This is a genomic window from Vibrio sp. SS-MA-C1-2, assembly GCF_021513135.1.
Lineage (GTDB): Bacteria > Pseudomonadota > Gammaproteobacteria > Enterobacterales > Vibrionaceae.
The window spans coordinates 747,910-773,438 of the sequence record NZ_CP090981.1 but is presented as its reverse complement, the minus strand read 5'-3'; the positions used below and the strand labels follow the sequence as shown (position 1 = coordinate 773,438).

The window sequence follows — 25,529 nt, the reverse complement described above, 5'->3', positions numbered from 1 at the left end:
TAGGGCACTATTTAAATAGTGCCCTAGACTCCGTTCATCCACATTTTTTTAAGTATTAATTTTTGATTTTAATGTTTAAAAAAATGGAGATAATAAGCATGATTGCTGTTGAATTATTTATTGTACTGGCCTTTATATTTCTAGGGGCTCGAATTGGTGGTATCGGTATTGGTTTTGCCGGTGGTGCTGGTGTTTTATTCCTTTCCCTTATTTTAGGTGTCGATGCAGGAAGTATCCCTGTTGATGTTATCCTAATTATTATGTCTGTGATTACCGCCATTGCTGCGATGCAGGTTGCTGGCGGCATGGATTGGCTTGTCGATTTAGCTGAGCAATTTCTACGAAAAAACCCTAAACGTATTACATTTTATGCCCCGATAGTTACCTTCTTTATGACGGTATTAGCAGGTACAGGACATACGGCATTCTCAACGCTTCCGGTTATTGCCGAAGTTGCGAAAGAGCAAGGTGTTCGCCCTTCTCGCCCACTTTCTATTGCTGTTATCGCCTCACAAATAGCGATTACTGCCTCACCTATCTCTGCAGCGGTTGTCTTCTTCTCTGGAATTCTTGAGCCATTGGGTGTGGGTTATTTAACGCTACTGGCTATCTGTATTCCAACCACATTTGTTGCTTGTATGGTCGGTGCATTTATCTCTAATTTCTTGGGTTGTGAATTAAAAGATGATCCTATCTATATTGAACGCATGAGCAAAGGGTTAATCAAAACTCAAGGTGCAACCAAACGTGAAATTCTGCCAACGGCTAAGATGTCTGTATATATCTTTATCGCTGCCATTATTGCCGTTGTTAGTTATGCAACTGTCATCTCTAAAGCGGTTGGTATTATTGAACACCCAACAATTAGCCGTAACTACGCTATCATGGCATTTATGCTTACCGCCGCGATGGCAATTGTTATTTTCACTAAAATTGATGCCTCTAAAATTGCCAATGCTGCTACGTTTAAATCAGGTATGAGTGCGTGTGTTTGTGTTCTTGGTGTCGCATGGTTAGGTGATACTTTTGTTTCTGCTCATATTGGTGAAATCAAATCATTCGCAGGCTCTATCTTAGAGCAATACCCATGGATGCTAGCGGTAACACTGTTCTTTGCATCAATGCTTTTATATTCTCAAGGTGCAACAACGACCGCATTAATGCCAGCAGCCCTCGCTATTGGGGTATCACCTTTAACTGCCATTGCTTCTTTTGCAGCTGTAAGTGCACTGTTTGTTCTGCCAACATATCCAACGTTATTAGCTGCGGTAGAAATGGATGATACAGGTTCAACACGTATCGGGAAGTGGGTATTCAACCATCCATTCTTTATCCCAGGAGTAGCAACCATTACAACAGCCGTTGCTTTGGGCTTCCTTGTGGGTGGCATTGTTTTGTAATTAATAACATTTTTACCAAAAATAATTGGCGTTGCTAGTAGGCGGCAAGTGAGTGAGGCCCCATGAGTATAGCTGCACTATATAATTGGGGCGAACGAATACAGCCAACAACCTAGCAACTTCAAGTATGAAGGGTATAAAACAATATAAATAGAGATGATGAAATAGCTACCGACTTTTAGTCAGTAGCTGTTTTTTTATGGATTATAAATTTTAAGACAAAAAAGAAGAGTCAGTTCGATACAATAAGCACAATAGATAATGATAAGGATCATGATGTGCTTAATACTAAAAGTCCAATAAGAACGGGATTAATCACCGTCCTTTCTATAACCGCAATTTTATTATTTATCAGTAGTAACCTTAATGCTAATCCAATACTCAATAAATCTACAAAGTTAAACCATCAAGTTCGTTTCTTGCCTGCCTCAGAAGCTTTTATTATTGATTTTAAGCAGCAAAATCACAGCAAATTAAATATCCGTTGGCAGATTAAACCGGGTTACTATCTCTATAAAGAAAAAATCAAAGTTATAGTCAATAACCAAACTATTGAATATTTTACTCTGCCTGAAGGTATCACACATCAAGATCCTTATTTTGGTATTGTTGATATCTATAAGGACAGTTTAGCGATCGATATCCCAATCGCAGATATCAAACAAAAAAGCATAACAATTCATTATCAAGGCTGTGCTGAGGCTGGATTGTGTTATCCACCAGAAAAGAAAGTCATTCCAATAAAAATAATAAGTCATGGGTAATAAAAAAGCCGCAGTATTAAAAAATCACAGCGGCTCATTAAGTATCTGAATTAAATTATTGGTACAAACTAACTCTCTGCAGACTCTACCATTGAAATAGCTAATGCTTCAGCGGCTTTAATCCCATCAATACCTGCAGATAGAATTCCACCGGCATAACCCGCACCTTCACCTGCTGGGAAGAAACCTTTCAAATTGAGGCTCTGGTAATCTTTGCCACGTTTAATACAAACAGGGGAAGATGTACGCGTCTCAACACCTGTTAAAAGACCATCAGCATCCGCAAAGCCTTTAATCTTCTTATCAAAGGCTGGAATCGCTTCTCTGATCGCTTCAATCGCAAAGTCAGGCAGTGCTTTTGAAATATCCGTGAGTTTAATACCCGGTGTAAATGAAGGTGCAACATCACCTAACTCACTTGGATCGCTCCCTTTTAAGAAATCACCAATTTTTTGTGCTGGGGCATCATAGTTCTCTCCGCCGAGATTAAAAGCACCCGTCTCTAGTTGACGCTGTAAACGAATACCCGCCAATGGGTCACCTGGGTAATCTTTTTCTGGAGAGATACCAACTACAATCGCACTGTTCGCGTTACGTTCTGCACGTGAGTATTGGCTCATACCATTTGTCACAACACGACCTTCTTCTGACGTTGCTGCAACCACTGTGCCACCTGGACACATACAGAAGCTATACACCGTACGACCATTTTTACAATGATGAACCAATTTATAATCAGCAGCACCAAGAATTGGGTTGCCTGCATTCGAACCAAAACGCGCTTTATCAATAACAGATTGTTTATGCTCAATACGGAAACCAACAGAAAATGGTTTAGCTTCCATATAAACACCGCGTTGATGCAGCATTTCAAAGGTATCACGAGCACTATGACCTACGGCTAAGATAACATGACGAGACTGTATCTCTTCACCATTAGAGAGTGTTAAACCCGTAATTTGCCCATCTTCAATATGTAAATCATCAACTCGCGTGCTAAAACGAATTTCGCCACCCAGTTCAATGATTTTTGCACGCATCTTTTCAATCATGGTGACCAATTTAAAGGTACCAATATGCGGTTTACTGACATAACGGATCTCCTCAGGGGCACCCGAAGCGACAAACTCTTCAATAACTTTACGACCATAATGTTTAGGATCTTTGACTTGGCTATACAGCTTACCGTCAGAGAATGTACCGGCTCCGCCTTCACCAAATTGAACATTTGATTCTGGATTAAGTTTACGTTTACGCCAGAAGCCAAACGTATCTTTAGTACGCTCACGAACCTCTTTGCCACGCTCAACAACAATCGGCTTGAAACCACTTTGAGCAAGAATAAGGGCAGAAAACAATCCACAAGGGCCAAAGCCAATAACAACTGGACGCTCAGTCAAACCTTCAGGGGCTTGAGCAACAAACTTATAGTCCATATCAGGTGTTAACTTGACATGCTGATCACCAACAAACTGCTCAAGAAGCTGATCTTCGTTCTCGACAACCACATCAAGAGTATAAATCAATAAAATCTTACTTTTTTTACGAGCATCATAGCCACGCTTAAACATATTGAATGACAAAACTTGCTCTGCATTAATGCCTAGTTTATTAGTAATTGCCGTAAGAAGTGCATCTTCCTGATGATCTAAAGGAAGCTTAATTTCGGTTAAACGTATCATATATCTCGATGTCTCGTGTTAATGGTGTCTTAGCAAAGTGAACAAAATTCGTTCAGCAGCTCACAATGAGGGGGATTCTACGTGAAGTTCTTTTTGTTGTCATTGTTGTTTATCAGCAATACTCGCATCTCCAAGTTAATTCAGTATATAATGCCTGCGCTTTCAACTGGGATATAACTATGATTTCAAAAAACCAAATTAAATTACTTCGAGCTCTAGGGCAAAAAAAACAGCGTAAAGTACAAGGCTTATTCTTAGTTGAAGGCGAGAAGAATGTAATTGAACTTCTTGATTCTTCATTAATTATTAAGCAAATTTTCGGTACGGCTGAATTTTTATCTGCTAATCAAGAACGATTACAAGCTTTTCAATCTATTGAAGCCTCATTAGAAGAGTTAACCAAAGCAAGTAGCTTGGTGAGTAATAATGCTGCTGTTGCGATTGTTGAAATCCCAAAAGATAAAATCCCTCAAGCAAAAGGGTTAATGATTGCCTTAGATGGTGTCTCTGATCCAGGTAATCTAGGTACTATTATTCGTCTTGCGGATTGGTATGGTATCAAACATATCATTGCTAGCCGTGATTGCGCTGATCCTTATAACCCAAAAACAATTAGAGCAACCATGGGCAGCTTTGGGCGGGTCACGGTCACTCTGACTGATTTACCGCTCTATCTAGAACAAGCCGATATTCCGGTTTATGGTGCTTTTCTTGAAGGTGAAAATATCCACAAAACTGATTTTTCACCAGAGGGGATCTTATTGATGGGGAGTGAATCTCATGGTGTTCGAGAAGAGGCAGAGCAGTTTGTCACTGATAAAATTACGATTCCTGCATTCGGTGGCGCTGAATCATTAAATGTCGCGATGGCAACAGGAATTATCCTTGATAATCTACGTCGTCAACATCATTAAATAAAGATGGGGCATTACGTATATACTCTTCATACTTGAAGTCGCTAGGTTGTTGGCTACGCTCATTTACCGCCTACTAGCAACTCCAATTATTTTAGGTATAAGATCACGAATGCCTCTCAATATTTGCAAAAGAGCTGCCTAGATGAATAATCAAGATAATTAACTATATAAATAGACGACTTTATTTCTCAAGCATACCGAGCTTATTAGGAACCCCATTCCACTTTTCCGCTTCATCCATTGCAGATTTTGCTTCTGTAATATTTGGCCATATTTCTGAGAGTTCTTCATTCAACTCAATAAAGATTGTCTGCTCAGGCTCAAGTTCGTCTTCTTGAAAGATCGCTTCTGCATCACATTCAGGTACACACAGTCCACAATCAATACAATCTATCGGGCTTATTACCATAAAATTTGGACCTTCATAGAATGCATCAGCAGGGCAGACAGCAACACAGTCGGTATATTTACATTGAATACAGTTATCTGTTACGACAAATGCCATGATATTTACTCTCTTTTAAAGATATATAGTGACGAAATTAATTGTCCTATCCCTTCTTAATTGAAGTTGCTAGGCTAGATTTATAATGGCAATGGCTACGTTAGTTCTCCTCAATCATATAGAATATCTATACTCATGAAGTCTCTCATTTACCGTCAACTAGTAGCTCCAATTACTTTGGGTATACATGAAATTCTGCATAATAAAGCTTAATATAAGCAGGGTTATATTAAAGTAAAAATAGCCAATCAAGTACCAAACTATTATATACCCTTCAGACTTGAAGCAGTTAGGTTTGTATATGAATAAAAGTAACCGTTACGGTTACGCTTGTTAGCCCTCAATCATATAGTACACCTATACTCATCACTTGCCACCAACTAGCAACACCAATTATTTAGGGGATAAGCAATCTAATTTAAAACAGTAGCAATAAGTAGGTAATCATAATTGCATGATAAAACCCACTTTATCTAAGCTGGCTACATTGATCCTATTTTCATTCATTTTTTAATAAGTCTTAAACGCAAAAAACCCAGCCAAAGGCTGGGTTTTTTACTGTCTGCATAATGCAGAACTAGTTTGCTTTCAGATATCTAAAATCTGAAGACATAAAGCGAAGCCTGGCGATGACCTACTCTCACATGGGGAGACCCCACACTACCATCGGCGCGATTGTGTTTCACTTCTGAGTTCGGAATGGAGTCAGGTGGGTCCACAATGCTATGGTCGCCAAGCAAATTTTGTTGTTAACCGCGAATATTCGCGTTTAACGAAATTTGGAAAGTCTGATAATTCGTAATAATGTTCTCAATACTTCATTCAAGTATCTTTTGACTCGTAGAGTCGTATTCTTTTGAGTCCATCAAAACCCTTTGGGTGTTGTATGGTTAAGCCTCACGGGCAATTAGTACAGGTTAGCTCAACGTATCGCTACGCTTACACACCCTGCCTATCAACGTTCTAGTCTCGAACAACCCTTTAGGACACTTATAGTGCCAGGGAAGACTCATCTCAGGGCTCGCTTCCCGCTTAGATGCTTTCAGCGGTTATCGATTCCGAACTTAGCTACCGGGCAATGCCATTGGCATGACAACCCGAACACCAGTGGTTCGTCCACTCCGGTCCTCTCGTACTAGGAGCAGCCCCCTTCAATCTTCCAACGCCCACGGCAGATAGGGACCGAACTGTCTCACGACGTTCTAAACCCAGCTCGCGTACCACTTTAAATGGCGAACAGCCATACCCTTGGGACCGACTTCAGCCCCAGGATGTGATGAGCCGACATCGAGGTGCCAAACACCGCCGTCGATATGAACTCTTGGGCGGTATCAGCCTGTTATCCCCGGAGTACCTTTTATCCGTTGAGCGATGGCCCTTCCATTCAGAACCACCGGATCACTATGACCTGCTTTCGCACCTGCTCGAATTGTCATTCTCGCAGTCAAGCGGGCTTATGCCATTGCACTAACCTCACGATGTCCGACCGTGATTAGCCCACCTTCGTGCTCCTCCGTTACTCTTTGGGAGGAGACCGCCCCAGTCAAACTACCCACCAGGCACTGTCCGCAATCCCGATTAGGGACCAACGTTAGAACATCAAGCATACAAGGGTGGTATTTCAAGGTTGACTCCACCGCATCTGGCGACGCGGTTTCAAAGTCTCCCACCTATCCTACACATGTAGGGTCAATGTTCAGTGCCAAGCTGTAGTAAAGGTTCACGGGGTCTTTCCGTCTAGCCGCGGGTACACAGCATCTTCACTGCGATTTCAATTTCACTGAGTCTCGGGTGGAGACAGCGTGGCCATCATTACGCCATTCGTGCAGGTCGGAACTTACCCGACAAGGAATTTCGCTACCTTAGGACCGTTATAGTTACGGCCGCCGTTTACCGGGGCTTCGATCAAGAGCTTCTCCGAAGATAACCCCATCAATTAACCTTCCGGCACCGGGCAGGCGTCACACCGTATACGTCATCTTTCGATTTTGCACAGTGCTGTGTTTTTAATAAACAGTTGCAGCCACCTGGTATCTGCGACTGCCAGCAGCTTAAGGAGCAAGTCCCATCACCGCCGGCAGCGTACCTTCTCCCGAAGTTACGGTACCATTTTGCCTAGTTCCTTCACCCGAGTTCTCTCAAGCGCCTTGGTATTCTCTACCCGACCACCTGTGTCGGTTTGGGGTACGATTTCTTACGACCTGAAGCTTAGAGGCTTTTCCTGGAAGCATGGCATCAATGACTTCACTACCTTAGTAGCTCGACATCGTGTCTCAGCGTTAAAAAAGGTCCGGATTTACCTAAACCTTCCGCCTACGCACTTGAACCTGGATAACCATCACCAGGCCCACCTAGCCTTCTCCGTCCCCCCATCGCAGTCGTAAAAAGTACGGGAATATTAACCCGTTTCCCATCGATTACGCTTCTCAGCCTCATCTTAGGGGTCGACTCACCCTGCCCCGATTAACGTTGGACAGGAACCCTTGGTCTTCCGGCGAGGGGGCTTTTCACCCCCTTTATCGTTACTCATGTCAGCATTCGCACTTCTGATACGTCCAGCATACCTCTCGATACACCTTCAACCGCTTACAGAACGCTCCCCTACCCAATATAGCAAAGCTATATTGCCGTAGCTTCGGTGTGTGATTTAGCCCCGTTACATCTTCCGCGCAGGCCGACTCGACCAGTGAGCTATTACGCTTTCTTTAAATGATGGCTGCTTCTAAGCCAACATCCTGGCTGTCTGAGCCTTCCCACATCGTTTCCCACTTAATCACAACTTTGGGACCTTAGCTGACGGTCTGGGTTGTTTCCCTCTCCACGACGGACGTTAGCACCCGCCGTGTGTCTCCCGGATATTACTTACTGGTATTCGGAGTTTGCAAAGGGTTGGTAAGTCGGGATGACCCCCTAGCCTTAACAGTGCTCTACCCCCAGTAGTATTCGTCCGAGGCGCTACCTAAATAGCTTTCGGGGAGAACCAGCTATCTCCGAGTTTGATTGGCCTTTCACCCCTAGCCACAAGTCATCCGCTAATTTTTCAACATTAGTCGGTTCGGTCCTCCAGTTGATGTTACTCAACCTTCAACCTGCCCATGGCTAGATCACTCGGTTTCGGGTCTATATCCAGAGACTGTGTCGCCCAGTTAAGACTCGGTTTCCCTACGGCTCCCCTAAACGGTTAACCTTGCCACTGAATATAAGTCGCTGACCCATTATACAAAAGGTACGCAGTCACCCCATAAAAGAGGCTCCCACTGCTTGTACGTATACGGTTTCAGGTTCTATTTCACTCCCCTCACAGGGGTTCTTTTCGCCTTTCCCTCACGGTACTGGTTCACTATCGGTCAGTCAGGAGTATTTAGCCTTGGAGGATGGTCCCCCCATGTTCAGACAGGATACCACGTGTCCCGTCCTACTCGATTTCACTTAATTAGACTCTTCGGCTACGGGGCTATCACCCTCTATCGCCACGCTTTCCAGCGTGTTCACCTAACTCTAACTATGCTTAAGGGCTAATCCGAGTTCGCTCGCCGCTACTGTCGGAATCTCAATTGATTTCTTTTCCTTCGGGTACTTAGATGTTTCAGTTCCCCGAGTTTGCCTCCTATAGCTATGAATTCACTATAGGATACCTAGCTTATGCTAAGTGGGTTTCCCCATTCGGACATGGTTGGTTAATAACGCTTCTTACCAGCTCACCAACCCTTTTCGCAGGTTAGCACGTCCTTCATCGCCTCTGACTGCCAAGGCATCCACCGTATACGCTTAGTCACTTAACCATACAACCCGAAAGGGTCTTTATGTATGTTCAAACAACCAAGGTTTTTGATTGTTGATAATCAACAGGGTAATGTTGATTATCGTTTGCCGGACTCAATATAGAATTAACATCAATGATGTTAATTTGAATACAAGACACTTGAATGTGTATTGTGTTGAGAACTCGTTTATTCTTTCGAATAAACAATTATTACTTTTCAACTTATTAATGATTAAAAAATCACTAACGAGTTTACTAGTCAGCTTTCCAAATTGTTAAAGAGCAAAAACTTATGTTATCTGTGTGGGTACTCATCACGAAATATCAAATCGTTAAGGAGGTGATCCAGCCCCAGGTTCCCCTAGGGCTACCTTGTTACGACTTCACCCCAGTCATGAACCACACCGTGGTAAACGCCCTCCCCGAAAGGTTAAGCTATCTACTTCTGGTGCAGCCCACTCCCATGGTGTGACGGGCGGTGTGTACAAGGCCCGGGAACGTATTCACCGTGGCATTCTGATCCACGATTACTAGCGATTCCGACTTCATGGAGTCGAGTTGCAGACTCCAATCCGGACTACGACGCACTTTTTGGGATTCGCTCACTATCGCTAGCTTGCAGCCCTCTGTATGCGCCATTGTAGCACGTGTGTAGCCCTACTCGTAAGGGCCATGATGACTTGACGTCGTCCCCACCTTCCTCCGGTTTATCACCGGCAGTCTCCCTGGAGTTCCCACCATTACGTGCTGGCAAACAAGGATAAGGGTTGCGCTCGTTGCGGGACTTAACCCAACATTTCACAACACGAGCTGACGACAGCCATGCAGCACCTGTCTTACAGTTCCCGAAGGCACACCTGCGTCTCCGCTGGCTTCTGTAGATGTCAAGAGTAGGTAAGGTTCTTCGCGTTGCATCGAATTAAACCACATGCTCCACCGCTTGTGCGGGCCCCCGTCAATTCATTTGAGTTTTAATCTTGCGACCGTACTCCCCAGGCGGTCTACTTAACGCGTTAGCTCCGAAAGCCACGGCTCAAGGCCACAACCTTCAAGTAGACATCGTTTACGGCGTGGACTACCGGGGTATCTAATCCCGTTTGCTACCCACGCTTTCGCATCTGAGCGTCAGTCTTTGTCCAGGGGGCCGCCTTCGCCACTGGTATTCCTTCAGATCTCTACGCATTTCACCGCTACACCTGAAATTCTACCCCCCTCTACAAGACTCTAGCCTACCAGTTTCAAATGACCTTCCGGAGTTGAGCTCCGGGCTTTCACATCTGACTTAATAGGCCGCCTGCATGCGCTTTACGCCCAGTAATTCCGATTAACGCTCGCACCCTCCGTATTACCGCGGCTGCTGGCACGGAGTTAGCCGGTGCTTCTTCTGCAGCTAACGTCAAGTGGCAAGCGTATTAAGCTTACCACCTTCCTCACTGCTGAAAGTACTTTACAACCCTAAGGCCTTCTTCATACACGCGGCATGGCTGCATCAGGCTTTCGCCCATTGTGCAATATTCCCCACTGCTGCCTCCCGTAGGAGTCTGGACCGTGTCTCAGTTCCAGTGTGGCTGATCATCCTCTCAGACCAGCTAGGGATCGTCGCCTTGGTGAGCCATTACCTCACCAACTAGCTAATCCCACTTGGGCGTATCTTAATGCGCAAGGCCCGAAGGTCCCCTGCTTTGCTCCGTAGAGAATTATGCGGTATTAGCTATCGTTTCCAATAGTTATCCCCCTCATTAAGGCAACTTCCCAAGCATTACTCACCCGTCCGCCGCTCGTCAGCAGAGTAGCAAGCTACTCTCTGTTACCGCTCGACTTGCATGTGTTAGGCCTGCCGCCAGCGTTCAATCTGAGCCATGATCAAACTCTTCAATTAAAGTTTTGTTGTCCCTCTTGTCAAAAGGCGACCGGCTCAACGAATACTGACTTCAAAACTAAATCCAACCTTATAAATAAAGTTAGACTGTAATCTTAAAGCGACTACCATTCCAACAGAATGATAGTGAATTGACTGTGCCAGTATAATTCATAATAAATTATGTTTTACACTGTATTGGTCACTCAGTTCATTGAGTAATCTTTTTGTTGATTCTCGATAACGAGTGCCCACACAGATTTCATAAGTTTTAAATTTTTAAAGAGCAATTCCGACAATGTTAACTCAATTTTTCATTAAGTTTCGGTGACGTTGCTAATGGTTGTTAGCGTCGTTCTCCGTGTCGGTGGATGCGCATTATAGGGAGTTTTCAAAGGTTGGCAAGGGCTTTTTTGAAATAAATTACATTTATTTTATCAAGTGGTTAAAAAGAGATCTTAATGAGCATTTAACCTTCTTTATGACTATTTTTCGAACGCTATTTTTCTTACATCTAAAAATGATTCCATAAAAAGCATATTCACCTTTATACTTCAAAACATCTTTTTATGGGCTTTTTCTTATATGATTACATTAAAAACAAACTATGGTGATATTTCTATTGCTTTAAATACAGACAAATCTCCCGTCACATGTCGAAATTTTTTAAATTATTGTCAACAAGGGTTTTATCAAGGCACAATATTTCATCGAGTAATCAAAGGTAAAATTATTCAAGGTGGTGGCTTTACTGATCAAATGATAGAAAAAGAAGGTAACTCACCGATTGTCAATGAAGCTAATCGTGGTTTAAGAAATACAACAGGTACGATAGCGATGGCAAGAACAGATGCCCCTCACTCAGCAACAAGCCAATTTTTTATCAATATAAGTAACAATAAGTCCTTAAATTACCATTCAGCAACAAATAATGGATGGGGATATACTGTTTTTGGTCAAGTAACTTTAGGAATGGATATAGTCAAAGCAATAGCTGAAGTTGAAATAATTAATACTGCAGAACACGATCATCTACCAAAGCAAACCGTCATTATTGAAGAGGTCGTGATTAAAGAAGCTTAATCCCCACTTGAAGTTGCTAGGTTGTTAGCTACGTTCGTTCGCCCCAATCATATAGCGCACCTATACTCATAGGGCCTCACTTGCTTGCCGCCTACTAGCAACGCCAATCACCTTGGGTATAGGCAATTCAGATAAACATTGAAAAATATAGATTAAATCTATAACTAGATCTATAATTTATAAGTTCTTTTCCCAAAGATATATTTGCCACTCATATTATTGAGTGGTTTTTTTTATCTCCCTTCTTACTCCATCGGATGACCCTATCAGATAAGCGATAATAAAGAAGAGATAATAATAATAGACTGCATCCTATCATTTTATTCATCGGCATATCTTCATCGTATATCCAAATACTTAATAGCACTGTCCAAATTGGCTCCAATAACATTAATATCGCTGCACTTGTTGGATTTGCAAATTTTTGTCCAAACGTTTGCATCAAATACCGCAAACTAGTCGCGAGTAAAACACTTAATGCTAACCACTTCCATGTCACTATTGGTATATCTTCGGGCCAAACTTCAATAAATAATGATAATAATGAGCCAATACAGCCTACCGTAAATAACTGGACAGTTGTTAATAGTAGAGGAGGTAGCTTTGATGCATATTTATGGTTGAAATTAAAATGCGTTGCCAAAGCAATAGCAGATATGAGAAACCAAACTTGATTGGCTTCTAAATTAAACTCGCCATCCCATGCCAGTAAAAAAAGACCTGAAATTGCAATCGGTAAACAGAACCAAAAGGTTCGTTTTGGTCTATTACCAAAAAAAGCCAAGCCAATAAAGGAACAAAAAGCATCGATAAACTATTAATAAAGGCTCCTTCTCCTAATGAGTGACTAATAGAAATCGCATGGATCCAACTAAATAGGACTAATGATAATAATCCACCTATCATCATTGCTCTTATAATTTCACTCTTTTTAGCTCTTTTTATATGCTGGTAACAAAAAGGAAATAGGCAGAGAGAGGCTAAAACAAAACGAATTCCGACAAAACCAAATGGTGGCAATCCATTAATCGCTTCTTTAGAAAAAACCCAACCTCCTGCCGCAAATAAGGTTGTTATGATAATAATCAAATCACCTCGATACTTAGAAACCATCCGTTTGTTCTCATCTTCATCAAAATTAACACTTAAAATTCATAATACGTATTTATCAAGGAATTAAAAAGCTCCATATCTAAAGTAATTTAAATTGATAATAGGCAAGCATATATAGCCTACAATTTAGTGCTTTTGAAGGTAACGAGTACATACCTAGCAACTTCAAGTAAGAAGAGTATAGTGATAACTCAATTATAATAGAGGGATTTACCATGTTAGAGCAGCAGTTATTAAAGTTTATTAAGGAAGAAATGACTCAAGATTTAGCCCACGATATCAACCATGTTCTGCGTGTTGTAGAGTTGGCAAAAAAGCTCGCGATTGAAGAAGGCGCAAATCTTGCCGTTATTCTTCCTGCTGCTTATCTTCATGACTGTTTCTCTTTCGAAAAGAATCACCCTCAACGAAGTCAAAGTTCTTTGTTTGCTGCAGATAAAGCGATTCATTTCCTTCAAACCATCAACTATCCTGATCAATACTTAGCTGATATTCACCACGCGATTCTTACCCATAGTTATAGCGCCAATATCAAAACTGAGACTTTAGAAGCACAAGTTGTACAAGACGCAGATAGATTAGATGCTTTGGGGGCAATTGGTATAGCTCGCTGTATTCAAGTGAGTTGTAAATTTAATACTCGACTTTACTCAACAGAAGACCCGTTTTGTGAACATAGAGAATTAGATGATAAACATTTTACCGTCGACCACTTCTATAACAAGTTATTTAAATTAGAATTAAAGATGAATACTCAAAGTGGAAAAGAAGAAGCACAGAAGAGAACGGAATATATGAAAGGGTATTTAGCACAATTAGCGAATGAGATATCCAGTTAGTACGTCATAAATTTAGTACCAGCAACCTAATACCCCCATTTATTAGAGTGTAAAAAAGGGTGAATTTTATAAAAACTCACCCTATCAATACAGATTAACGACAGAAACGCTTATTCAGCAAGCTTTGCTTTTATCGTCTCAACTAAATCATCAATATTACTTTGAGGCTGATCCCAATTAACTGTAATTAGGTGAGTGCCTGATTTACGACATGCTTGTGGCAATACAGCATCATGGAAAGTTGACAAATCTTCAATATAACTTAATGGTGTCTTCATCTCAGCTTCACGGCCGCGATTATACATACGGTCATAACTAATTTTTGGTGTGGTACGAAGATAGACACAAACATTTACAACTGGATAATCAAGTAAACGCCCAATCAGATGCTTATAACAATCCATGTGTTGACCCGCATCTTCCGCAGTCTTCTCATAATTAGCCATTGTTGCATGGGTAAAAACAAGATCACTTAATAGGCTACGTTCAATGATATAAGAACCATTTTGGTCAACATTTTTAAGCATATCCGCGCGTAAGTTTGTCATATAACGCTGAAAGTTATTACGTGCACTAACACTGTCCGTTTCTTTATTAAACTCAGTCAATAGACGCAAAAACTCAGGATCTGAGTCTACAGGCTCTAACAAGTAATGGAAGCCAAGTGCTTCTGCAAGTTTTGGGAGTAGCGTGCTTTTGCCCGCGCCAATATTTCCTTCGACACTAATAAGTTTCATTATCTTCCAGTTATTGTTTGCATTGATATGTGGATTCGAATACAAGATCAAATCAAGTGTAAATATCATATCCCAATAAGATGTATTATGAAATCTTATTGAAAATAATTAGGCGGGCGAGAATAGCTTAAATGACCGAAAGTGGTCAAGTAAAACCAATAAACAGTGACTAATTCTACTCTGTTTCGAGCTTAAAATCCCATTATCAGCAAAAATATCACATCAATCCCCCTTAGATATCACGTGTTAAATAACAACCAACCCAACAAATAATCCGACAAACGATAACAACAAAGCAACGAATGAATAAAATAAGAGCGATAGTTAATAGAAAAAATCATTAATAATAAACATATAACGAAGCCTGCTACATAATCTATACAATTTAATAATCGTATCTAAAAATTCATCAAAATAAAATATGCAGATAAATTCAATATTAAAATCACCTTATTATAGTTAGACGATAAATATTAACTTTTCATACAGATTAGATTTGTACATTTCAACCATATAGAACGCTTACACATTTTCCACCTTATGACTAACAGCTAACATTATCTTAGATAATCAGAATACTTTAAAGATAGAGCTGTATATAAACAAAAATATATCGTCATTTTAATAACAATAAATACGCTGAAAATGATAAATAAATATTCGGGAGATTAGAGTGATAATAATAAAATAGATTAATCAAAGATGGAATTAATAGCATTAGAAGTATATTTAGAGGGTCTATACCTAAAATAATTAGAGTAGTTAGCAGGTGGCAAGCAAGTGAGGCCCCGCTGTGCTATATGATTAGGGCGGACAAGTACAGCCAACAATCCAGTAACTTCAAGTATGAAGGATATAAAATAGGTAAGTTAAGTATCAACTAAAAATTAAACGCAAAAAACCCAGCCAAAGGCTGGGTTTTTTTACTGTCTGCATAAGCAGAACTAGTTTGCTTTCAGATATCTAAAATCTGAAGACATAAAGCGAAGCCTGGCGATGACCTACTCTCACATGGGGAGACCCCACACTACCATCGGCGCGATTGTGTTTCACTTCTGAGTTCGGAATGGAGTCAGGTGGGTCCACAATGCTATGGTCGCCAAGCAAATTTTGTTGTTAACCGCGAATATTCGCGTTTAACGAAATTTGGAAAGTCTGATAATTCGTAATAATGTTCTCAATACTTCATTCAAGTATCTTTTGACTCGTAGAGTCGTATTCTTTTGAGTCCATCAAAACCCTTTGGGTGTTGTATGGTTAAGCCTCACGGGCAATTAGTACAGGTTAGCTCAACGTATCGCTACGCTTACACACCCTGCCTATCAACGTTCTAGTCTCGAACAACCCTTTAGGACACTTATAGTGCCAGGGAAGACTCATCTCAGGGCTCGCTTCCCGCTTAGATGCTTTCAGCGGTTATCGATTCCGAACTTAGCTACCGGGCAATGCCATTGGCATGACAACCCGAACACCAGTGGTTCGTCCACTCCGGTCCTCTCGTACTAGGAGCAGCCCCCTTCAATCTTCCAACGCCCACGGCAGATAGGGACCGAACTGTCTCACGACGTTCTAAACCCAGCTCGCGTACCACTTTAAATGGCGAACAGCCATACCCTTGGGACCGACTTCAGCCCCAGGATGTGATGAGCCGACATCGAGGTGCCAAACACCGCCGTCGATATGAACTCTTGGGCGGTATCAGCCTGTTATCCCCGGAGTACCTTTTATCCGTTGAGCGATGGCCCTTCCATTCAGAACCACCGGATCACTATGACCTGCTTTCGCACCTGCTCGAATTGTCATTCTCGCAGTCAAGCGGGCTTATGCCATTGCACTAACCTCACGATGTCCGACCGTGATTAGCCCACCTTCGTGCTCCTCCGTTACTCTTTGGGAGGAGACCGCCCCAGTCAAACTACCCACCAGGCACTGTCCGCAATCCCGATTAGGGACCAACGTTAGAACATCAAGCATACAAGGGTGGTATTTCAAGGTTGACTCCACCGCATCTGGCGACGCGGTTTCAAAGTCTCCCACCTATCCTACACATGTAGGGTCAATGTTCAGTGCCAAGCTGTAGTAAAGGTTCACGGGGTCTTTCCGTCTAGCCGCGGGTACACAGCATCTTCACTGCGATTTCAATTTCACTGAGTCTCGGGTGGAGACAGCGTGGCCATCATTACGCCATTCGTGCAGGTCGGAACTTACCCGACAAGGAATTTCGCTACCTTAGGACCGTTATAGTTACGGCCGCCGTTTACCGGGGCTTCGATCAAGAGCTTCTCCGAAGATAACCCCATCAATTAACCTTCCGGCACCGGGCAGGCGTCACACCGTATACGTCATCTTTCGATTTTGCACAGTGCTGTGTTTTTAATAAACAGTTGCAGCCACCTGGTATCTGCGACTGCCAGCAGCTTAAGGAGCAAGTCCCATCACCGCCGGCAGCGTACCTTCTCCCGAAGTTACGGTACCATTTTGCCTAGTTCCTTCACCCGAGTTCTCTCAAGCGCCTTGGTATTCTCTACCCGACCACCTGTGTCGGTTTGGGGTACGATTTCTTACGACCTGAAGCTTAGAGGCTTTTCCTGGAAGCATGGCATCAATGACTTCACTACCTTAGTAGCTCGACATCGTGTCTCAGCGTTAAAAAAAGGTCCGGATTTACCTAAACCTTCCGCCTACGCACTTGAACCTGGATAACCATCACCAGGCCCACCTAGCCTTCTCCGTCCCCCCATCGCAGTCGTAAAAAGTACGGGAATATTAACCCGTTTCCCATCGATTACGCTTCTCAGCCTCATCTTAGGGGTCGACTCACCCTGCCCCGATTAACGTTGGACAGGAACCCTTGGTCTTCCGGCGAGGGGGCTTTTCACCCCCTTTATCGTTACTCATGTCAGCATTCGCACTTCTGATACGTCCAGCATACCTCTCGATACACCTTCAACCGCTTACAGAACGCTCCCCTACCCAATATAGCAAGCTATATTGCCGTAGCTTCGGTGTGTGATTTAGCCCCGTTACATCTTCCGCGCAGGCCGACTCGACCAGTGAGCTATTACGCTTTCTTTAAATGATGGCTGCTTCTAAGCCAACATCCTGGCTGTCTGAGCCTTCCCACATCGTTTCCCACTTAATCACAACTTTGGGACCTTAGCTGACGGTCTGGGTTGTTTCCCTCTCCACGACGGACGTTAGCACCCGCCGTGTGTCTCCCGGATATTACTTACTGGTATTCGGAGTTTGCAAAGGGTTGGTAAGTCGGGATGACCCCCTAGCCTTAACAGTGCTCTACCCCCAGTAGTATTCGTCCGAGGCGCTACCTAAATAGCTTTCGGGGAGAACCAGCTATCTCCGAGTTTGATTGGCCTTTCACCCCTAGCCACAAGTCATCCGCTAATTTTTCAACATTAGTCGGTTCGGTCCTCCAGTTGATGTTACTCAACCTTCAACCTGCCCATGGCTAGATCACTCGGTTTCGGGTCTATATCCAGAGACTGTGTCGCCCAGTTAAGACTCGGTTTCCCTACGGCTCCCCTAAACGGTTAACCTTGCCACTGAATATAAGTCGCTGACCCATTATACAAAAGGTACGCAGTCACCCCATAAAAGAGGCTCCCACTGCTTGTACGTATACGGTTTCAGGTTCTATTTCACTCCCCTCACAGGGGTTCTTTTCGCCTTTCCCTCACGGTACTGGTTCACTATCGGTCAGTCAGGAGTATTTAGCCTTGGAGGATGGTCCCCCCATGTTCAGACAGGATACCACGTGTCCCGTCCTACTCGATTTCACTTAATTAGACTCTTCGGCTACGGGGCTATCACCCTCTATCGCCACGCTTTCCAGCGTGTTCACCTAACTCTAACTATGCTTAAGGGCTAATCCGAGTTCGCTCGCCGCTACTGTCGGAATCTCAATTGATTTCTTTTCCTTCGGGTACTTAGATGTTTCAGTTCCCCGAGTTTGCCTCCTATAGCTATGAATTCACTATAGGATACCTAGCTTATGCTAAGTGGGTTTCCCCATTCGGACATGGTTGGTTAATAACGCTTCTTACCAGCTCACCAACCCTTTTCGCAGGTTAGCACGTCCTTCATCGCCTCTGACTGCCAAGGCATCCACCGTATACGCTTAGTCACTTAACCATACAACCCGAAAGGGTCTTTATGTATGTTCAAACAACCAAGGTTTTTGATTGTTGATAATCAACAGGGTAATGTTAATTATCGTTTGCCGGACTCAATATAGAATTAACATCAATGATGTTAATTTGAATACAAGACACTTGAATGTGTATTGTGTTGAGAACTCGTTTATTCTTTCGAATAAACAATTATTACTTTTCAACTTATTAATGATTAAAAAATCACTAATGAGTTTACTAGTCAGCTTTCCAAATTGTTAAAGAGCATGTCTTTTTCAAGACCGTGATAATAAATACCACTTTTTAAATATTCTAAATAAAAACACTTAGAAAGTGGTGGGCGATACTGGGCTCGAACCAGTGACCCCCTCCTTGTAAGGGAGGTGCTCTCCCAACTGAGCTAATCGCCCACGATAGTTTTAATTCCATCGTGAGATAGAATGGTGGGTCGTGCAGGATTCGAACCTGCGACCAATTGATTAAAAGTCAACTGCTCTACCAACTGAGCTAACGACCCTTCTTTATTCAGGCCAAAAGCCAGAAGAAAGTGGCGTCCCGTAGGGGAGTCGAACCCCTGTTACCGCCGTGAAAGGGCGGTGTCCTAGGCCTCTAGACGAACGGGACTAAGTGTTTTGATGTGTTGGGCACATCTTCTCTTTAATTTTTTAACTTAATTCAATCTGTGTGGGTACTCATCACGAAATATCAAATCGTTAAGGAGGTGATCCAGCCCCAGGTTCCCCTAGGGCTACCTTGTTACGACTTCACCCCAGTCATGAACCACACCGTGGTAAACGCCCTCCCCGAAAGGTTAAGCTATCTACTTCTGGTGCAGCCCACTCCCATGGTGTGACGGGCGGTGTGTACAAGGCCCGGGAACGTATTCACCGTGGCATTCTGATCCACGATTACTAGCGATTCCGACTTCATGGAGTCGAGTTGCAGACTCCAATCCGGACTACGACGCACTTTTTGGGATTCGCTCACTATCGCTAGCTTGCAGCCCTCTGTATGCGCCATTGTAGCACGTGTGTAGCCCTACTCGTAAGGGCCATGATGACTTGACGTCGTCCCCACCTTCCTCCGGTTTATCACCGGCAGTCTCCCTGGAGTTCCCACCATTATGTGCTGGCAAACAAGGATAAGGGTTGCGCTCGTTGCGGGACTTAACCCAACATTTCACAACACGAGCTGACGACAGCCATGCAGCACCTGTCTTACAGTTCCCGAAGGCACACCTGCGTCTCCGCTGGCTTCTGTAGATGTCAAGAGTAGGTAAGGTTCTTCGCGTTGCATCGAATTAAACCACATGCTCCACCGCTTGTGCGGGCCCCCGTCAATTCATTTGAGTTTTAATCTTGCGACCGTACTCCCCAGGCGGTCTACTTAACGCGTTAGCTCCGAAAGCCACGGCTCAAGGCCACAACCTTCAAGTAGACATCGTTTACGGCGTGGACTACCGGGGTATCTAATCCCGTTTGCTACCCACGCTTTCGCATCTGAGCGTCAGTCTTTGTCCAGGGGGCCGCCTTCGCCACTGGTATTCCTTCAGATCTCTACGCATTTCACCGCTACACCTGAAATTCTACCCCCCTCTACAAGACTCTAGCCTACCAGTTTCAAATGACCTTCCGGAGTTGAGCTCCGGGCTTTCACATCTGACTTAATAGGCCGCCTGCATGCGCTTTACGCCCAGTAATTCCGATTAACGCTCGCACCCTCCGTATTACCGCGGCTGCTGGCACGGAGTTAGCCGGTGCTTCTTCTGCAGCTAACGTCAAGTGGCAAGCGTATTAAGCTTACCACCTTCCTCACTGCTGAAAGTACTTTACAACCCTAAGGCCTTCTTCATACACGCGGCATGGCTGCATCAGGCTTTCGCCCATTGTGCAATATTCCCCACTGCTGCCTCCCGTAGGAGTCTGGACCGTGTCTCAGTTCCAGTGTGGCTGATCATCCTCTCAGACCAGCTAGGGATCGTCGCCTTGGTGAGCCATTACCTCACCAACTAGCTAATCCCACTTGGGCGTATCTTAATGCGCAAGGCCCGAAGGTCCCCTGCTTTGCTCCGTAGAGAATTATGCGGTATTAGCTATCGTTTCCAATAGTTATCCCCCTCATTAAGGCAACTTCCCAAGCATTACTCACCCGTCCGCCGCTCGTCAGCAGAGTAGCAAGCTACTCTCTGTTACCGCTCGACTTGCATGTGTTAGGCCTGCCGCCAGCGTTCAATCTGAGCCATGATCAAACTCTTCAATTAAAGTTTTGTTGTTTCTTTCGAAACGGCTCAACGAATACTGACTTCAAAACTAAATCCAACCTTATAAATAAAGTTAGACTGTAATCTTAAAGCGACTATCATTCCAACAGAATGATAGTGAATTGACTGTGCCAGTATAATTCATAATAAATTATGTTTTACACTGTATTGGTCACTCAGTTCATTGAGTAATCTTTTTGTTGATTCTCGATAACGAGTGCCCACACAGATTGAATAAGTTAAATTGTTAAAGAGCATTGACATCGCAGTCGTTATCGCTAACAGTTGCGAAGCAAGGAGGCGTATAATACGCTACTTTGCATTAATATCAAGATAATATTCTAATAAAAAATATTATTTTGATATAAATGAATGCCTAGCGATGACCTACTCTCACATGGGGAGACCCCACACTACCATCGGCGCGATTATGTTTCACTTCTGAGTTCGGAATGGAATCAGGTGGGTCCACAATGCTATGGTCGCTAAGCAAAATTTTTATATTCTGGTGCTGATACCCAGACTCGAACTGGGGACCTCACCCTTACCAAGGGTGCGCTCTACCGGGCTGAGCTATATCAGCATAATCGTTAGATTAAATCTAATGATTTAAATTTGAAGCCTGGCGATGACCTACTCTCACATGGGGAGACCCCACACTACCATCGGCGCGATTGTGTTTCACTTCTGAGTTCGGAATGGAGTCAGGTGGGTCCACAATGCTATGGTCGCCAAGCAAATTTTGTTGTTAACCGCGAATATTCGCGTTTAACGAAATTTGGAAAGTCTGATAATTCGTAATAATATTCTCAATACTTCATTCAAGTATCTTTTGACTCGTAGAGTCGTATTCTTTTGAGTCCATCAAAACCCTTTGGGTGTTGTATGGTTAAGCCTCACGGGCAATTAGTACAGGTTAGCTCAACGTATCGCTACGCTTACACACCCTGCCTATCAACGTTCTAGTCTCGAACAACCCTTTAGGACACTTATAGTGCCAGGGAAGACTCATCTCAGGGCTCGCTTCCCGCTTAGATGCTTTCAGCGGTTATCGATTCCGAACTTAGCTACCGGGCAATGCCATTGGCATGACAACCCGAACACCAGTGGTTCGTCCACTCCGGTCCTCTCGTACTAGGAGCAGCCCCCTTCAATCTTCCAACGCCCACGGCAGATAGGGACCGAACTGTCTCACGACGTTCTAAACCCAGCTCGCGTACCACTTTAAATGGCGAACAGCCATACCCTTGGGACCGACTTCAGCCCCAGGATGTGATGAGCCGACATCGAGGTGCCAAACACCGCCGTCGATATGAACTCTTGGGCGGTATCAGCCTGTTATCCCCGGAGTACCTTTTATCCGTTGAGCGATGGCCCTTCCATTCAGAACCACCGGATCACTATGACCTGCTTTCGCACCTGCTCGAATTGTCATTCTCGCAGTCAAGCGGGCTTATGCCATTGCACTAACCTCACGATGTCCGACCGTGATTAGCCCACCTTCGTGCTCCTCCGTTACTCTTTGGGAGGAGACCGCCCCAGTCAAACTACCCACCAGGCACTGTCCGCAATCCCGATTAGGGACCAACGTTAGAACATCAAGCATACAAGGGTGGTATTTCAAGGTTGACTCCACCGCATCTGGCGACGCGGTTTCAAAGTCTCCCACCTATCCTACACATGTAGGGTCAATGTTCAGTGCCAAGCTGTAGTAAAGGTTCACGGGGTCTTTCCGTCTAGCCGCGGGTACACAGCATCTTCACTGCGATTTCAATTTCACTGAGTCTCGGGTGGAGACAGCGTGGCCATCATTACGCCATTCGTGCAGGTCGGAACTTACCCGACAAGGAATTTCGCTACCTTAGGACCGTTATAGTTACGGCCGCCGTTTACCGGGGCTTCGATCAAGAGCTTCTCCGAAGATAACCCCATCAATTAACCTTCCGGCACCGGGCAGGCGTCACACCGTATACGTCATCTTTCGATTTTGCACAGTGCTGTGTTTTTAATAAACAGTTGCAGCCACCTGGTATCTGCGACTGCCAGCAGCTTAAGGAGCAAGTCCCATCACCGCCGGCAGCGTACCTTCTCCCGAAGTTACGGTACCATTTTGCCTAGTTCCTTCACCCGAGTTCTCTCAAGCGCCTTGGTATTCTCTACCCGACCACCTGTGTCGGTTTGGGGTACGATTTCTTACGACCTGAAGCTTAGAGGCTTTTCCTGGAAGCATGGCATCAATGACTTCACTACCTTAGTAGCTCGACATCGTGTCTCAGCGTTAAAAAAGGTCCGGATTTACCTAAACCTTCCGCCTACGCACTTGAACCTGGATAACCATCACCAGGCCCACCTAGCCTTCTCCGTCCCCCCATCGCAGTCGTAAAAAGTACGGGAATATTAACCCGTTTCCCATCGATTACGCTTCTCAGCCTCATCTTAGGGGTCGACTCACCCTGCCCCGATTAACGTTGGACAGGAACCCTTGGTCTTCCGGCGAGGGGGCTTTTCACCCCCTTTATCGTTACTCATGTCAGCATTCGCACTTCTGATACGTCCAGCATACCTCTCGATACACCTTCAACCGCTTACAGAACGCTCCCCTACCCAATATAGCAAGCTATATTGCCGTAGCTTCGGTGTGTGATTTAGCCCCGTTACATCTTCCGCGCAGGCCGACTCGACCAGTGAGCTATTACGCTTTCTTTAAATGATGGCTGCTTCTAAGCCAACATCCTGGCTGTCTGAGCCTTCCCACATCGTTTCCCACTTAATCACAACTTTGGGACCTTAGCTGACGGTCTGGGTTGTTTCCCTCTCCACGACGGACGTTAGCACCCGCCGTGTGTCTCCCGGATATTACTTACTGGTATTCGGAGTTTGCAAAGGGTTGGTAAGTCGGGATGACCCCCTAGCCTTAACAGTGCTCTACCCCCAGTAGTATTCGTCCGAGGCGCTACCTAAATAGCTTTCGGGGAGAACCAGCTATCTCCGAGTTTGATTGGCCTTTCACCCCTAGCCACAAGTCATCCGCTAATTTTTCAACATTAGTCGGTTCGGTCCTCCAGTTGATGTTACTCAACCTTCAACCTGCCCATGGCTAGATCACTCGGTTTCGGGTCTATATCCAGAGACTGTGTCGCCCAGTTAAGACTCGGTTTCCCTACGGCTCCCCTAAACGGTTAACCTTGCCACTGAATATAAGTCGCTGACCCATTATACAAAAGGTACGCAGTCACCCTATCCCAAAATGTCCTCTGCTTGATTGGGCGGTTAAATATCGATGACGATATCTGACCTTTCAAACAAATTATTGATGATATCGTCATCAATATTACCTTTAACCATCATATAAAAGGTTAAGGTTGACGAAGTCATTTTGGTGATAGGGCTCCCACTGCTTGTACGTATACGGTTTCAGGTTCTATTTCACTCCCCTCACAGGGGTTCTTTTCGCCTTTCCCTCACGGTACTTGTTCACTATCGGTCAGTCAGGAGTATTTAGCCTTGGAGGATGGTCCCCCCATGTTCAGACAGGATACCACGTGTCCCGTCCTACTCGATTTCACTTAATTAGACTCTTCGGCTACGGGGCTATCACCCTCTATCGCCACGCTTTCCAGCGTGTTCACCTAACTCTAACTATGCTTAAGGGCTAATCCGAGTTCGCTCGCCGCTACTGTCGGAATCTCAATTGATTTCTTTTCCTTCGGGTACTTAGATGTTTCAGTTCCCCGAGTTTGCCTCCTATAGCTATGAATTCACTATAGGATACCTAGCTTATGCTAAGTGGGTTTCCCCATTCGGACATGGTTGGTTAATAACGCTTCTTACCAGCTCACCAACCCTTTTCGCAGGTTAGCACGTCCTTCATCGCCTCTGACTGCCAAGGCATCCACCGTATACGCTTAGTCACTTAACCATACAACCCGAAAGGGTCTTTATGTATGTTCAAACAACCAAGGTTTTTGATTGTTGATAATCAACAGGGTAATGTTGATTATCGTTTGCCGGACTCAATATAGAATTAACATCAATGATGTTAATTTGAATACAAGACACTTGAATGTGTATTGTGTTGAGAACTCGTTTATTCTTTCGAATAAACAATTATTACTTTTCAACTTATTAATGATTAAAAAATCACTAACGAGTTTACTAGTCAGCTTTCCAAATTGTTAAAGAGCATGTCTTTTTCAAGACGAGTGATGGTAAACACCACTTTTTAAATATTCTAGATAAAACACTTAAAAAGTGGTGGAGCTATGCGGGATCGAACCGCAGACCTCCTGCGTGCAAGGCAGGCGCTCTCCCAGCTGAGCTATAGCCCCATCTAGTATTGCTTTCATCTAACTGCTACCACTTCAAGAAGAAGTGGTGGGTCTGAGTGGACTCGAACCACCGACCTCACCCTTATCAGGGGTGCGCTCTAACCACCTGAGCTACAGACCCATTAGATGCTC

General features: G+C 44.1%; 8 protein-coding genes, 6 tRNA genes, 9 rRNA genes and 1 pseudogene. 5 read left to right on the top strand and 19 right to left on the bottom strand.

Features of this window, described 5'->3' with window-relative positions; translation table 11 throughout:
• Nucleotides 1–98: 98 nt before the first annotated feature.
• Together L0B53_RS08210 and L0B53_RS08205 are read left to right on the top strand one after the other, a co-directional pair.
• Nucleotides 99–1,400, top strand: a complete 1,302-nt coding sequence (locus tag L0B53_RS08210) for an anaerobic C4-dicarboxylate transporter (RefSeq protein WP_235061611.1) — start codon at nt 99–101, stop codon at nt 1,398–1,400.
• A 278-nt stretch (nt 1,401–1,678) separates the two neighbouring features.
• Nucleotides 1,679–2,164, top strand: coding sequence for a protein-disulfide reductase DsbD domain-containing protein (locus L0B53_RS08205; RefSeq protein ID WP_235061610.1), 486 nt, complete (start codon nt 1,679–1,681; stop codon nt 2,162–2,164).
• Between the two features lie 68 nt (nt 2,165–2,232).
• On the opposite strand, the gene L0B53_RS08200 is transcribed toward L0B53_RS08205, so the two are convergent.
• The gene (locus tag L0B53_RS08200; RefSeq protein ID WP_235061609.1) at nt 2,233–3,846 is read right to left on the bottom strand and encodes an NAD(P)/FAD-dependent oxidoreductase; all 1,614 of its coding nucleotides are present in this window, start codon (nt 3,844–3,846) and stop codon (nt 2,233–2,235) included.
• Between the two features lie 179 nt (nt 3,847–4,025).
• On the opposite strand from L0B53_RS08200, the gene L0B53_RS08195 reads away from it, so the two are divergent.
• The gene (locus L0B53_RS08195; protein ID WP_235061608.1) at nt 4,026–4,760 is read left to right on the top strand and encodes an RNA methyltransferase; all 735 of its coding nucleotides are present in this window, start codon (nt 4,026–4,028) and stop codon (nt 4,758–4,760) included.
• A 184-nt stretch (nt 4,761–4,944) separates the two neighbouring features.
• On the opposite strand, the gene fdxA is transcribed toward L0B53_RS08195, so the two are convergent.
• The 4 genes from fdxA to L0B53_RS08175 form a co-directional block, all read right to left on the bottom strand.
• Nucleotides 4,945–5,268 (bottom strand): ferredoxin FdxA, encoded by a 324-nt coding sequence (fdxA, locus tag L0B53_RS08190; RefSeq protein WP_235061607.1) that lies wholly within the window; start codon nt 5,266–5,268, stop codon nt 4,945–4,947.
• A gap of 621 nt (nt 5,269–5,889) precedes the next feature.
• A 5S ribosomal RNA gene (rrf, locus tag L0B53_RS08185) occupies nt 5,890–6,005 on the bottom strand.
• A 149-nt stretch (nt 6,006–6,154) separates the two neighbouring features.
• Nucleotides 6,155–9,050, bottom strand: a 23S ribosomal RNA gene (locus L0B53_RS08180).
• A 314-nt stretch (nt 9,051–9,364) separates the two neighbouring features.
• A 16S ribosomal RNA gene (locus L0B53_RS08175) occupies nt 9,365–10,910 on the bottom strand.
• Together the 16S, 23S and 5S rRNA genes form the textbook arrangement of a ribosomal RNA operon.
• A gap of 564 nt (nt 10,911–11,474) precedes the next feature.
• On the opposite strand from L0B53_RS08175, the gene L0B53_RS08170 reads away from it, so the two are divergent.
• Entirely contained in the window at nt 11,475–11,972 is a 498-nt protein-coding gene (locus L0B53_RS08170; RefSeq protein ID WP_235061606.1) for a peptidylprolyl isomerase, read from the top strand.
• Nucleotides 11,973–12,183: 211 nt separating this feature from the next.
• On the opposite strand, the pseudogene L0B53_RS08165 reads toward L0B53_RS08170, so the two are convergent.
• Nucleotides 12,184–13,085, bottom strand: a pseudogene (locus tag L0B53_RS08165) (DMT family transporter).
• Nucleotides 13,086–13,300: 215 nt separating this feature from the next.
• Here L0B53_RS08165 and L0B53_RS08160 point away from each other — a divergent pair.
• Entirely contained in the window at nt 13,301–13,924 is a 624-nt protein-coding gene (locus L0B53_RS08160) for an HD domain-containing protein (RefSeq protein ID WP_235061605.1), read from the top strand.
• 110 nt (nt 13,925–14,034) lie between these two features.
• Here the strand turns inward: L0B53_RS08160 and L0B53_RS08155 are convergent, their stop codons facing one another.
• From L0B53_RS08155 to L0B53_RS08095, 13 genes are all read right to left on the bottom strand, one after another.
• Complete coding sequence (locus tag L0B53_RS08155) at nt 14,035–14,661, bottom strand: deoxynucleoside kinase (protein ID WP_235061604.1); 627 nt, start codon at nt 14,659–14,661, stop codon at nt 14,035–14,037.
• Nucleotides 14,662–15,649: 988 nt separating this feature from the next.
• A 5S ribosomal RNA gene (gene rrf / locus L0B53_RS08150) occupies nt 15,650–15,765 on the bottom strand.
• 149 nt (nt 15,766–15,914) lie between these two features.
• Nucleotides 15,915–18,810: ribosomal RNA gene (locus L0B53_RS08145) — 23S ribosomal RNA — on the bottom strand.
• 333 nt (nt 18,811–19,143) lie between these two features.
• Nucleotides 19,144–19,219, bottom strand: a tRNA-Val gene (locus tag L0B53_RS08140).
• A 31-nt stretch (nt 19,220–19,250) separates the two neighbouring features.
• Nucleotides 19,251–19,326 (bottom strand) — tRNA-Lys (locus tag L0B53_RS08135).
• 31 nt (nt 19,327–19,357) lie between these two features.
• Nucleotides 19,358–19,433, bottom strand: a tRNA-Glu gene (locus L0B53_RS08130).
• A gap of 90 nt (nt 19,434–19,523) precedes the next feature.
• A 16S ribosomal RNA gene (locus L0B53_RS08125) occupies nt 19,524–21,069 on the bottom strand.
• A 374-nt stretch (nt 21,070–21,443) separates the two neighbouring features.
• A 5S ribosomal RNA gene (gene rrf, locus L0B53_RS08120) occupies nt 21,444–21,559 on the bottom strand.
• A 16-nt stretch (nt 21,560–21,575) separates the two neighbouring features.
• Nucleotides 21,576–21,652, bottom strand: a tRNA-Thr gene (locus L0B53_RS08115).
• A gap of 37 nt (nt 21,653–21,689) precedes the next feature.
• Nucleotides 21,690–21,805 (bottom strand): 5S ribosomal RNA (rrf, locus tag L0B53_RS08110).
• 149 nt (nt 21,806–21,954) lie between these two features.
• Nucleotides 21,955–24,988, bottom strand: a 23S ribosomal RNA gene (locus L0B53_RS08105).
• Nucleotides 24,989–25,321: 333 nt separating this feature from the next.
• Nucleotides 25,322–25,397 (bottom strand) — tRNA-Ala (locus L0B53_RS08100).
• A 44-nt stretch (nt 25,398–25,441) separates the two neighbouring features.
• Nucleotides 25,442–25,518, bottom strand: a tRNA-Ile gene (locus L0B53_RS08095).
• Nucleotides 25,519–25,529: the final 11 nt, after the last annotated feature.

Bases quoted from the DNA above. Each gene is read 5' to 3' on its own strand.
- L0B53_RS08210 (WP_235061611.1), top strand. From the start codon at position 99: ATGATTGCTGTTGAATTATTTATTGTACTGGCCTTTATATTTCTAGGG.
- L0B53_RS08200 (WP_235061609.1), bottom strand. From the start codon at position 3,846: ATGATACGTTTAACCGAAATTAAGCTTCCTTTAGATCATCAGGAAGAT.
- fdxA (WP_235061607.1), bottom strand. From the start codon at position 5,268: ATGGCATTTGTCGTAACAGATAACTGTATTCAATGTAAATATACCGAC.
- L0B53_RS08160 (WP_235061605.1), top strand. From the start codon at position 13,301: ATGTTAGAGCAGCAGTTATTAAAGTTTATTAAGGAAGAAATGACTCAA.
- L0B53_RS08170 (WP_235061606.1), top strand. From the start codon at position 11,475: ATGATTACATTAAAAACAAACTATGGTGATATTTCTATTGCTTTAAAT.
- L0B53_RS08195 (WP_235061608.1), top strand. From the start codon at position 4,026: ATGATTTCAAAAAACCAAATTAAATTACTTCGAGCTCTAGGGCAAAAA.
- L0B53_RS08155 (WP_235061604.1), bottom strand. From the start codon at position 14,661: ATGAAACTTATTAGTGTCGAAGGAAATATTGGCGCGGGCAAAAGCACG.